This is a genomic window from Pseudomonas sp. PA-4-8C, assembly GCF_021606625.1.
In the GTDB taxonomy this organism is placed as follows: domain Bacteria; phylum Pseudomonadota; class Gammaproteobacteria; order Pseudomonadales; family Pseudomonadaceae; genus Aquipseudomonas; species Aquipseudomonas lactis.
This window is the reverse complement of sequence record NZ_WKCD01000182.1, coordinates 1-11,173: the sequence shown is the minus strand read 5'-3', so window position 1 is coordinate 11,173 and position 11,173 is coordinate 1. Positions and strand designations below refer to the sequence as shown.

Annotated in this window: 8 protein-coding genes and 1 pseudogene; 8 read left to right on the top strand and 1 reads right to left on the bottom strand. The window is 62.1% G+C overall.

Going from position 1 to position 11,173, the window contains the following annotated elements; all coding sequences use genetic code 11:
- The 3 genes and pseudogenes from GIW04_RS21545 to GIW04_RS21535 form a co-directional block, all read left to right on the top strand.
- A pseudogene (locus tag GIW04_RS21545) lies at window positions 1–202 on the top strand (C4-dicarboxylate transporter DctA); the annotation flags it as partial.
- Window positions 203–360: 158 nt separating this feature from the next.
- Complete coding sequence (locus tag GIW04_RS21540; protein ID WP_034135434.1) at window positions 361–1,062, top strand: FadR/GntR family transcriptional regulator; 702 nt, start codon at window positions 361–363, stop codon at window positions 1,060–1,062.
- Window positions 1,063–1,078: 16 nt separating this feature from the next.
- On the top strand, window positions 1,079–1,765 hold the full coding sequence (locus GIW04_RS21535) for a GntR family transcriptional regulator (protein WP_003190805.1): 687 nt from the start codon (window positions 1,079–1,081) through the stop codon (window positions 1,763–1,765).
- A gap of 183 nt (window positions 1,766–1,948) precedes the next feature.
- Here GIW04_RS21535 and GIW04_RS21530 read toward each other — a convergent pair whose 3' ends face one another.
- Window positions 1,949–6,817: an NAD-glutamate dehydrogenase gene (locus GIW04_RS21530; protein ID WP_120248256.1), complete on the bottom strand. Its 4,869-nt coding sequence runs from the start codon at window positions 6,815–6,817 to the stop codon at window positions 1,949–1,951.
- 482 nt (window positions 6,818–7,299) lie between these two features.
- On the opposite strand from GIW04_RS21530, the gene GIW04_RS21525 reads away from it, so the two are divergent.
- The 5 genes from GIW04_RS21525 to GIW04_RS21505 form a co-directional block, all read left to right on the top strand.
- Window positions 7,300–7,653 (top strand): hypothetical protein, encoded by a 354-nt coding sequence (locus GIW04_RS21525; RefSeq protein ID WP_057709870.1) that lies wholly within the window; start codon window positions 7,300–7,302, stop codon window positions 7,651–7,653.
- 279 nt (window positions 7,654–7,932) lie between these two features.
- Window positions 7,933–8,892, top strand: a complete 960-nt coding sequence (locus tag GIW04_RS21520; protein ID WP_003190801.1) for an AAA family ATPase — start codon at window positions 7,933–7,935, stop codon at window positions 8,890–8,892.
- 5 nt (window positions 8,893–8,897) lie between these two features.
- Window positions 8,898–9,830, top strand: coding sequence for a DUF58 domain-containing protein (locus GIW04_RS21515; protein WP_003190799.1), 933 nt, complete (start codon window positions 8,898–8,900; stop codon window positions 9,828–9,830).
- Window positions 9,827–10,321, top strand: a complete 495-nt coding sequence (locus GIW04_RS21510; RefSeq protein WP_003190798.1) for a DUF4381 domain-containing protein — start codon at window positions 9,827–9,829, stop codon at window positions 10,319–10,321. Before GIW04_RS21515 ends, GIW04_RS21510 begins: the two co-directional genes overlap by 4 nt.
- Window positions 10,314–11,173 (top strand): vWA domain-containing protein (locus tag GIW04_RS21505; RefSeq protein WP_236479182.1); only part of this gene is annotated, 860 nt, incomplete at its 3' end. The genes GIW04_RS21510 and GIW04_RS21505, both read left to right, overlap by 8 nt.

The window sequence follows — 11,173 nt, the reverse complement described above, 5'->3', positions numbered from 1 at the left end:
GGTATTGGTGCTAGCGGTGGACTGGTTCATGGGCATCGGCCGGGCGCTGACTAACCTGATCGGCAACTGCGTGGCCACCGTGGCAATTGCGCGCTGGGAAAAAGACATTGATATCCAGCGCGCCAACAAGGTGCTCGACGGCCAGCAAGGCTATGCCTTCCAGGCCAAGAAACCGGTGCTGCCGGCGCATCAGGAGTTCTAGGACAACACCCATCCAATGTGGGAGCTGGCTTGCCTGCGATAGCGGTGGGTCAGCGTCAAATGTAGTGCCTGACACTCAGTCATCGCAGGCAAGCCAGCTCCCACTTTGGACCTTCGCCAGACTGAATACTGTATGAGCAACATCAAGGAGCCTTCGACGTGATCAGCACTTCAACCGTCGTCAATTCAGTGGTAGAAAAACTGCGCGCCGCCTTGGCGCGAGGCCAGTGGCGCCGCGGTGAAATGCTGCCCGGTCAACGCGAACTGGCCGAACAGCTGGGCATCAGCCGCCCGAGCCTGCGTGAAGCGGTGATCGTGCTGGAAACCCTCGGCCTGGTGCGCTCCATGCCGGGCAAAGGCGTGGTCGTGCTGGAAAGCAGCGTCAGCGAGCCGCAATCGAGCGACGCCGTGGCCGATGCCAGCCTCGAGGACATCCTGCAACTGCGCTACACCCTCGAACCTTTCATCGTCGGTTTGGTAGCCCAGTCCATCAGCAGCAAGGAAATCGGCCAACTGCGCCTGACCCTGATGGACATGCGCGAAGCCCTGGATGCCGGCGATGCCGAAGCGGGCATGAACGCCTATATCGACTTCCATGAGGAGCTGTTCGCCCTGACCTCCAATCCGATCTTCCAGAACGTGGTGCAGCAAACCAGCACCGCGCTCAAACAAAGCGCTCAGGTATTGCGCAACTCCCCTGAACACCTGGCCGAACGCCTTCAAGAGAACGAAGCCGTGGTACGCGCCATCCGCAACAAGAACAGCGCCCTGGCCAGTGCCGAAATGCGCCGGCACATCCTTCAGGAAGGCCTGCGCATGGGCATTCGCTTGAATATCCCGGACGACCATCTGGGCAGTTGATTTTCGGAGACCGGCCATGAACGCTCACGCCTTGCAACGCAATTGCACCCTCACGTCCCTACGCTGGACGCCCGAAAAAAAGCCCTCGGTGGACGACATCTACCCACGCTTGTTCGACGCCATTCTTGAGCAACGCATTGCGCCCGCCAGCCGCTTCACCGAAGAAGGCCTGGGCGAGCTCTTTGGCGTGAGCCGCAGCGTGATACGCCGGGTACTCGCCAAGCTGTCCCATCAGCAAGTGGTCATCCTGCGCCCCAACCAGCGCGCCCAGGTCGCCGCGCCGGATGCCCAGCACACACGGCAGATCCTGGAAGCCCGGCGCCTCACCGAGATTACCGTGGTGCAACTGGCCTGCGCCCAGGCCACCGCGATGCAGATTCGCCAACTGCGCGAGCTGATTGCACAGGAGCGCGACGCCATTGAGCGTGACCAGCGTGGCCCGGCGATCCGGTTTTCGGGAGAGTTTCATCTGCAACTGGCGCACATGGCAGGCAACGCACCGCTGGCACAGTTTCTCAACAGCCTGGTGCCGTTGACGTCGTTGATCATTGCGCAATTTGAAGCAAAGGCCTGCACCTATTGCGCGTGGCAGGAGCATGTGGCGATTGTGGATGCCGTGGAACAGCGCGACGCTCACACGGCCGTCGCCCTGATGACCCAGCATCTGGATCACCTGGAAACCCGACTACTCAAACACCACTGACTCCAAGTGAGTAAAGTTAAAACTGTGGGAGCTGGCTTGCCTGCGATAGCGGTGTACCAGTGACCAAATTATTAACTGACCCGCCGCTATCGCAGGCAAGCCAGCTCCCACATTGATCGCATTCCAGATCAAACAAAAAGCCCCCGCATCTCACGATACGGGGGCTTTTGGTTTAGCGAGGCATCAAGCCGGTTGCAACACCGACTGGCCACTCAACGCCAGGTCCAGCAACTCACGGTTGGCCACCGCGTACATGGCGTAGTCCGTGCCCACTGCAGCACGAATTTCCACCATCATGGCGCGCCAGCGATCAGCCATGTCCTGATGCTGCTCAAGCCACAGGGCCACGCGGGCTTCCATGTCTTGTGGCGCATCGGCCATTTGCAGGACGGAGATGGTGATCGCCCGTTGCTGCCAGTCCACGTCATCGCGGAAGGCTTCGCGGGCCTGGGCCTGCCAATTGTTGGCAACCGGCAGATCGCTGATCTGCTGCAGGTACCACGGCAAGTCCAGGGCGCTGCCGACGGCGAAGTAGGCCTTGGCCACTTCGGCGGCGTCATGCCCGGTCACGTCGGCGGCTTCGATGATCGGCAGCAAGGTGTACAGGTGGGTAGTACCCGCAACCATGCGCGCCAACAACTCCGGTACGCCGGCCTGGGTGTAGGCCTGGTAGCGGTTCTGCCAGCCTTCGCGGGTCGGGCCTTCCAGCAGTTCGTCGAGCTTGAGGCCCAGCGCGGCCAGGTGCGGACCAAAGTGCGCGGTGTCACGCCCGGCGTCTTGCTCGTTGCGACGGCTGCGCAGGAACCAGCGCGTAGCGCGACGGCCCAGGCGCATCAGTTCATCCATCAGCTCCAGTTGCACGTCAGCGGAAACCTGGTGGTCCAGGGCTTCAATCTGACGGAACCAGTGTGGGAGATGGAAGATGTCCCGCACGATCACATACGCGCCCGCCACGTTCGCCGGGCTCATACCGGTGGACTCTTTGAGTCGCTGAACGAAGGTGATGCCCATGTGGTTGACCAGATCGTTGGCGATCTGGGTGCTGACGATCTCGCGCTTCAGACGATGGCGACGCATGGCTTCGCCGAACTTGGCCACCAGGCTCGGCGGGAACGCGGTCTCCATGTCACGGGTCAGGTACTCGTCATCCGGTACCAGCGACTTGAGCAACGCTTCCTTGAGGTCGATCTTGCTGTACGAGATCAGCACCGACAGTTCCGGACGGGTCAGGCCCTTGCCGGCAGAGGCGCGTTCAGTAAGCTGTTCCTCGGTCGGCAGGTACTCGATGGCGCGGTCCAGCTTGCCACGGCCTTCCAGGTCGCTCATCAGGCGCTTGTACTCGGCAGCGCGCTCGTAAGCCTTGCGCGCAGCCAGGGACAGGGCCTGGGTCTGCTTGTAGTTGTTGCCCAAAACCAGGTTGCCGACTTCGTCGGTCATGCTCGCCAGCAGCTGGTTGCGCTGCTTGTCGGTCATGTCACCGGCCTGCACCACTTCGTTGAGCAGGATCTTGATGTTCACTTCGTGGTCGGAGCAATCCACGCCACCGGCGTTGTCGATGAAGTCGGTGTTGGAACCGCCGCCATTGAGGCCGAATTCCACACGGCCCAACTGGGTCATGCCGAGGTTACCGCCCTCGCCCACTACCTTGCAGCGCAGCTCGTTGCCATTGACGCGCAGTGCGTCGTTGGCCTTGTCGCCCACATCAGCATGGCTCTCGGTGCTGGCCTTGACGTAGGTACCGATACCGCCGTTCCACAACAGGTCTACCGGCGCCTTGAGCAAGGCGTTGAGCAGTTCGGTCGGGGTCAGCTTGTCGGCCTGGATGTCGAAGCGTTCTTTCATCTGCGGCGAGATGGCAATGCTCTTCGCGCTGCGCGAGAAGATACCGCCACCTTCAGACATGATGCTGGTGTCGTAGTCGGTCCAGGCCGAACGCGGCAGTTCGAACAAACGCTTGCGCTCGACGAAGCTGGTGGCCGGGTTAGGGTTCGGGTCGATGAAGATATGCAGGTGGTTGAAGGCTGCGACCAGTTGCAGTTTGTCCGACATCAACAAACCGTTACCGAACACGTCACCGGCCATATCGCCGACGCCCACCACGGTGATGCTGTCTTCCTGCACGTTGATGCCGCGCTCACGGAAGTGACGCTGCACACCCACCCACGCGCCCTTGGCGGTGATGCCCATTTTCTTGTGGTCGTAACCGGCCGAACCACCGGAAGCGAACGCATCGCCCAGCCAGAAGCCGTAGTCGATGGCAATGCCGTTGGCGATGTCGGAGAAGGTCGCAGTGCCCTTGTCCGCCGCCACCACCAGGTACGGGTCATCGTCGTCATGACGCACGACGTTGGCCGGCGGCACCAGGGCGCCGTCTTTCAGGTTGTCGGTGATGTCCAACAGGCCAGAGATGAAGATGCGGTAGCAGGCGATGCCTTCGGCCGCGATCTCGTCCCGGCTGCCGCCCAATGGCAGGCGACGCGGCAGGAAGCCGCCCTTGGCGCCCACCGGCACGATCACCGAGTTCTTCACTTGCTGGGCTTTTACCAGGCCAAGTACTTCGGTGCGGAAATCTTCTTCACGGTCGGACCAGCGCAGGCCGCCACGGGCCACGTTGCCAAAGCGCAGGTGCACGCCTTCGACCCGTGGCGAGTACACGAAGATTTCAAACTTCGGCACGGGCTTGGGCAGCTCGGGGATGGCACGCGGGTCGAACTTGAAGCTGAAGTACGACTTGTTCTGGCCGTTGGCATCGGTCTGGTAGAAGTTGGTGCGCAGGGTGGCCTTGATCAGGTCCAGGTAGCGACGCAGGATGCGGTCTTCGTTGAGCACCTGAACGTCGTCCAGGGCGCTGAGGATCGCTTGCTCCAGGCGTTGCTGCTTGTCTTCCAGGTCGTCGGCAGTGAGCTTGCGCGCCAGGTAGAAGCGGGTCTTGAACAACCGGGTCAACTCGCGGGCGATGTCGGTGTGGTTGTTCAGGGTGCTGGCGATGTAACCCAGGTCGAAGCCCAGGCGAATCTGCTTCAGGTAACGGGCATAGGCACGCAGCAACGCCACGTCGCGCCATGGCAGGCCGGCGGTGAGGACCAGGCGGTTGAACGCATCGTTCTCGGCATCGCCATGCACGATGTGCACGAACGCATCTTGCAGGGTGTCGTTGAGCTGCTGGATATCCAGGTTCACGCCTTCGGCGGCGATGAACGCAAAGTCATGGATCCAGAACTCACGGCCATTGGCGTGACGCAGGCGATACGGGAACTCGCCCAGCACACGCAGGCCGAGGTTTTCCAGGATCGGCAGCACGTCGGACAGCGCCAGCGGCGTATCGGCGTGGTAGAGCTTGCAATGCAGTTCACGTTGGCCGGAGACCTGGCCCAGCGGCTGATAGAAGCTCATCACCAGCGGGTTGGCTTCGGTCAGGCTGTTGAGGTGCTGCATGTCGACCACAGCCGAATGCGCGGCGAAACGCTCACGGTAGCCGGCCGGGAAGCCTTTGGGGAAATCCGCCAGCACGTTGGTGCCCTGGGCTTCGCCGAAGCTTTCCACGACCAGGCTGGCGTAGTCGTCCTGCCAGCTGCGGCAGGCCTGCACCACTTCTTTTTCCAGCTGCAGCGGGTCGATGTCCAGGCGGTTCTTGGGGTCAACCCGCAGAATCAGTTGCACACGGGCAAGGACGGACTCGGAGAAGAAGGTCCAGAACTCGCAGTCCGAGGCCTTCAGACGGTCCATCAGCACTTGCTGGATCTTCTGGCGCACTTCGGTGGAGTAGATGTCGCGTGGCACGTAGGCCAGGCAGTAGCAGAAACGACCGTAGGGGTCTTTGCGCAGGAACACGCGGATCTTGTTGCGTTCCTGGATCTGCACAATCGACATCACGGTGCTGAACAGCTCGTCGACCGGGGTCTGGAACAGGTCGTCACGGGGCAGTACTTCCACCACCTGGGCCAGCTCTTTACCCAGGTGCGCCTTGGCCTGGAAGCCCGAACGACGTTCGATCTCGGCCACTTTGCGACGGATGTAGGGGATGACTCGCACGCTTTCGCCGTACACCGAGGAGGTATACAGGCCCATGAAGCGGTGTTCCTTGATGACCTTGCCGTCGGCGCTGATCTCGCGGATCGACACGTAGTCCGGGTAGGCCGGGCGGTGCACGCGGCTTGGGTGTGCCGCCTTGGCGAACGACAGTACGGTCGGCTCGCGCAGGTAGGCCACAGCGTAGTCTTCGATGCGCAGGTCTTCGGCGGTGAGGCCGGCGCGCAGCAGCTTGGTCAGACCGAGGAAGGAGCTGGCGTCATATTCGATATGACCGCCGTCCGCCTCGTCACGTACCACGAACTCTTCGTAGCCCAGGAAGGTGAAGTGGTTGCCCACCAGCCATTCGAGGAAGTTCTTGATCTCGGTCTTTTCTTCGCCGTCGATGGCGAACGCACTGGCGTCGATACCGGCCAGCAGGTCCTGGACCTTGGCTTTCATCGGTTCGAAATCGGCCACGGCTACGCGCACTTCGCCCAGTACCTGCTCAAGCTCTTTGCTCAGCACGTTCAGTTCGGCGGCATTGGCGCAGCGGTCGATCTCCAGGTACATCAGCGATTCTTGCAGAATGCCGTCGCCCTGGGTGCCCTTGGGCAGGATTTCCAGCAGCTCGCCCTTGCTGCCACGACGCACGCTGAGCACGGTGGTTTGCAAGGTATGGATGCTGTAGCCACGGCGATTCAGCTCGGTGCGTACCGAGTCGACCAGAAAGGGCAGGTCATGGTGCAGCACTTCGACCGCAGTATGCGTCGATTGCCAGCCATGACGCTCATAATCGGGGTTGTAGACCCGCACTTGCGGTTGGGTGTGATCAAAGCGCTCAAGCAGGCGCCAGGCAGACAGGGTGCAACCGGCCAGGTCGGAAAGGCGACGCTGGGTCAGTTCGTCCAGAGAAATGATGCCGAAGAATTGCTCAGCGAACAGCGCCACTTGTGGCAGTGCCTGTTCGCTGATGTGCTGCGCCAGTGCCGCTTGCAGTTGGTGCTGGAAGTCGGCCTTGCTGGCTGCGGTGAAGAACGCCATCTGTGGTACTCCGCTTGGGCTTGTTATTGATGAAAGCGTCGCGTGTTATCCCCTTGCGGGGAGACCGTCAGCTCTGTTCGCTGGTGTGCTGACAAGCACCATAAACGAATCAGGGTGACAGGTGGGTGAAGCTGGACAGGACAGTCAGGTCACATACAACTTCCATACGGCATGCCCCTGGCCAGGTGACGATACGACGGGCAGGTCAGGCGCCTGGCACAGGGCACATCCGTTGCGCAGCTTAACGAGTGTGGGAAGAGCGCTGCTTGCGACGCTGCGACATATTCGGTCATCGGTAAGCAGGGTGCCGGTTGCAACTTGGGCAACCCCGGATTTTCGGTAGAAAATCTTGCTACTTTGAACACCATCAGTACCAGAAATGACCGATCCGGGCCGTGAGGTCATGCTCAAGTTCCGACACAGGATGAAGCACAAAATTCGCCGCGGTGGCACAATTGCCCTCCCCTACACAGGATTGCCCCATGCTGCAGCTGAAAACCGACGCCCTGATGGCCACCCCGTGCGACGACGAAGAAGACAACATGGCCATGCTGTGCTGTCACGGCAAGAACGGCGAAATGTTCATGCTCACCCGTTATCCGGATGAAGATGAAGTGGAGCTGACCTGGGACTACGAACCTTCGACTCTCGATGGGCTGAAAGTGACGTTGGGCGACACCACCTTATTGATCGAACTGGCGGCCGGCGATGCCGATGCCCTGGGCGGTAAGGACCAGTTGGAGATCGCCCACAGCACCGCCGCGTCAGACATGGCCGAAGTGCAGGAAACCCTGCAGAACATCCTCACGGGCACAGGCACTTTCATTCGGATCTGAGTGCACCGTAGATCCCATGTGGGAGCTGGCTTGCCTGCGATGCGGGCGGTGGGGTCTTTCAGCCAGACCGAGTTGAGGCCATCGCAGGCAAGCCAGCTCCCACAGTGATCGTGCTCTACCTACCCAGCCGTTATGCCTTGCGCACCGCAATCCTGTAAGTTTGGCCAAAAATACCCATCAAGCCGTTAGTCGCCGCACCCCGCGATGCATTAAAGTAAACGCCCCAGGCCCGGTGTTTTGTCACAACACCCAGGCTCATCTTTCCAGGAACCGTCATCGATGGAACATCGTGAAGCGCTGCTTGCGCTGCGAACCTTTCTTTCTACGCAGATTCTCGGCCAGGAAAAACTCATCGATCGCCTGCTGATCGCCCTGCTCGCTGACGGCCATATGCTGGTCGAAGGCGCACCGGGGCTGGCCAAGACCAAGGCGATCAAGGAGTTGGCCGAAGGGATCGAAGCGCAGTTCCATCGTATCCAGTTCACCCCCGACCTGTTGCCCGCCGATATCACCGGCACCGAGATCTATCGCCCGGAAACCGGCAGCTTTGTGTTCCAGCAAGGGCCGATCTTCCATAACCTGGTGCTCGCGGACGAAATCAACCGTGCCCCGGCCAAGGTGCAGTCGGCCTTGCTCGAGGCCATGGCCGAGCGCCAGGTCAGCGTGGGCCGCAGCACTTACGAGCTGTCGCCGCTGTTTTTGGTGATGGCCACGCAAAACCCCATCGAGCAGGAAGGCACCTACCCGCTGCCCGAAGCCCAGCTCGACCGGTTCCTGATGCACGTCAAGATCGGCTTCCCGGACGCCGCCGTCGAGCGCCGCATCCTGCAGCAAGCCCGTGGCGAAGCACTCAATGGCGAAACCAAGCCCGAGCGTCGGGTCAGCCAGCAGGCCATCTTTGCCGCGCGCAAGGAAATCCTCGGCCTGTACATGGCCGATGCGGTGGAGGAATACCTGGTGCAACTGGTCATGGCCACGCGTACCCCTTCCAAGTTCGACGCGGAAATGGCCGAGTGGATCGCCTACGGCGCCAGCCCCCGTGGCTCCATCGCCCTGGACCGTTGCGCCCGCGCCCATGCCTGGCTGGCCGGTCGCGATTTTGTCAGCCCCGAAGACATCCAGGCGGTGCTGTTCGACGTGCTGCGCCACCGCATCATCCTGTCGTTCGAGGCCGAAGCCGCCGGGGTCGACCAGGACCGCGTGGTGCAACGCATTCTCGACGTCGTTGCCGTCGCTTGAAGTCGATGAACGCAAGCGATGGCATCCGCGTAACCCTCAGTGAATTGATTGAGATGCGCCACCGCGTGCGTGAGGTGCAGTTGTTCTCCACGCCTGGTCAACGTAGCCCGCTGGTGGGCCTGCACCACTCCAAGCTGCGCGGGCGTGGCGTCGATTTCGACCAGGTGCGCGTGTACCAGGCCGGCGATGACGTGCGCACCATCGACTGGCGCGTCACGGCGCGTACCCAGGAGCCGCACACCAAGCTGTTCCACGAAGAGCGAGAGCGGCCGATTTTCATCATGGTGGAGCAAAGTTGCCGGCTGTTTTTCGGCTCGGGGCAAATGTTCAAGTCGGTGCTTGCCGCCCAGGCCGCCAGCCTGATCGGTTGGGCCGCCCTGGGCCATAACGACCGGGTGGGCGGCCTGGTGTTCGGCGACAACGAGCACTACGAGATCAAGCCTCGGCGCAGCAAGCAAAGCCTGTTGCAACTGCTTAACCGGCTGGTGCGGGTCAACCAGAGCCTGAACACCGAGCGTCAGCCGGAAGCCGACGCCCTGGGCATGGCCTTGCGCCGTGGCCGCGAGGTGCTGCGCCCGGGCAGCCTGGTGGTGGTGATCTGCGATGAGCGCGCCCTCACCGAAGGCGCCGAGCAACAGCTGAGCCTGTTGGCGCGCCATTGCGACCTGCTGTTATTACCGATCTCCGACCCGTTGGACCACGCCCTGCCCGCCGCCGGGCTGCTGCGTTTCGCGCAAAGAGGCGCGCAACTGGAACTGGACACGCTGAATATCGACCTGCGCCAGGCCTACAAGGCCCAGGCCGAAGCCCGTATCGCCCACTGGGAACTGCTCGCGCAGAAACTGCGGCTGTTGTTGATGCCCTTGAGCACCCAGAGTGAAATGGTCGAGCAACTGCGCGAATACCTCAACCCGCAACGCCCGGTTAAAAAACCATGAGCAGCCTGGACCAACTGCAACCACTGATCGCCCCGCCCGCCATTGGCTTTTGGCCACCTGCGCCGGGCTGGTGGCTGTTGCTGCTGGTGATCCCCCTACTCGGTTGGGGCCTATGGTGGCTGCGCCGTTTCCTGCCGGCCCGCCGCCCCGTGGCGCGTGCCGAACAACCGCTGGACCCGTTGCGTATCGCAGCCCTGGCCGAGCTGGCTTTGATGCCCAAGCCCTACGACGGCGCGCCGGCTGGGGCCTGGTTGCAGCAACTCAACGGCCTGCTCAAGCGCCTGTGCCGCAACGACTACCCTTATAGCCAGAGCCACACCCTCAACGGGCGCAAATGGCTGGCCTTCCTGGACAACCGCTGCCCCGCCGCCGGCCTGACGCGCTGGATGGTGTTGGTGGAAGGTGCCTACAAGCCCGAATGCAAGCTCGACGACAAAGCCATCGCTGGCCTGACCCAAGCCGTCGACACCTGGATTCGCAAACATGTTTGAGTTCGCCTGGCCGTGGATCTTCGCCCTGTTGCCACTGCCGTGGATCATGCGCCTGGTGCTGCCCGTGGCCGACAGCGGCGAACCGGCGCTGAAAGTCAGCTACCTCAGCGACCTCGAAGGCCTGGCCCGCCGCCGTGCCCGGGTCAACCTGCCCGGCTGGCGCCAGCAAGCCCCATTCGTGGTGCTGTGGTTGCTGCTGCTGACCGCCGCCGCCCGCCCGCAATGGCTGGGCGACCCCTTGCCGATTGCGGCCAGCGGCCGGGATTTGCTGGTGGCAGTGGACGTCTCCGGCTCCATGGATTTTCCCGACATGCATTGGCAGGACGAGGACGTCAGCCGCCTGGCCCTGGTCAAGCACCTGCTGGGAGACTTTTTGGAGGAGCGTGAAGGTGACCGCGTGGGCCTGATCCTGTTCGGCAGCCAAGCCTACCTGCAAGCGCCCTTGACCTTTGACCGGCGCACCGTGCGCACCTGGCTGGATGAAGCGCGCATCGGCATTGCTGGCAAGAACACCGCCATCGGCGACGCCATCGGCCTGGCCCTCAAGCGCCTGCGCCAACGCCCGGCGCAAAGCCGCGTGCTGATCCTGGTCACTGACGGCGCCAACAATGCCGGGCAGATCGACCCGTTGACCGCTGCGCGCCTGGCGGCTGAAGAAGGCGTGAAAATCTACCCCATCGGCATCGGCGCCGATCCCGAGCAAACCGGCTCCCTGGGCATCCTTGGCGTGAACCCAAGCCTGGACCTCGACGAACCGGCGCTCAAGGCACTGGCCGAGGCCACCGGCGGCCAGTATTTCCGCGCCCGAGACGGCGAGGAACTGCTGAAAATCAAGGACACCCTCGACACCCT

Excerpts from the sequence above, each read along its gene's own strand:
- GIW04_RS21535 (WP_003190805.1), top strand. The coding sequence starts at position 1,079 with ATGAACGCTCACGCCTTGCAACGCAATTGCACCCTCACGTCCCTACGC.
- GIW04_RS21530 (WP_120248256.1), bottom strand. The coding sequence starts at position 6,817 with ATGGCGTTCTTCACCGCAGCCAGCAAGGCCGACTTCCAGCACCAACTG.
- GIW04_RS21525 (WP_057709870.1), top strand. The coding sequence starts at position 7,300 with ATGCTGCAGCTGAAAACCGACGCCCTGATGGCCACCCCGTGCGACGAC.
- GIW04_RS21520 (WP_003190801.1), top strand. The coding sequence starts at position 7,933 with ATGGAACATCGTGAAGCGCTGCTTGCGCTGCGAACCTTTCTTTCTACG.
- GIW04_RS21515 (WP_003190799.1), top strand. The coding sequence starts at position 8,898 with ATGAACGCAAGCGATGGCATCCGCGTAACCCTCAGTGAATTGATTGAG.
- GIW04_RS21510 (WP_003190798.1), top strand. The coding sequence starts at position 9,827 with ATGAGCAGCCTGGACCAACTGCAACCACTGATCGCCCCGCCCGCCATT.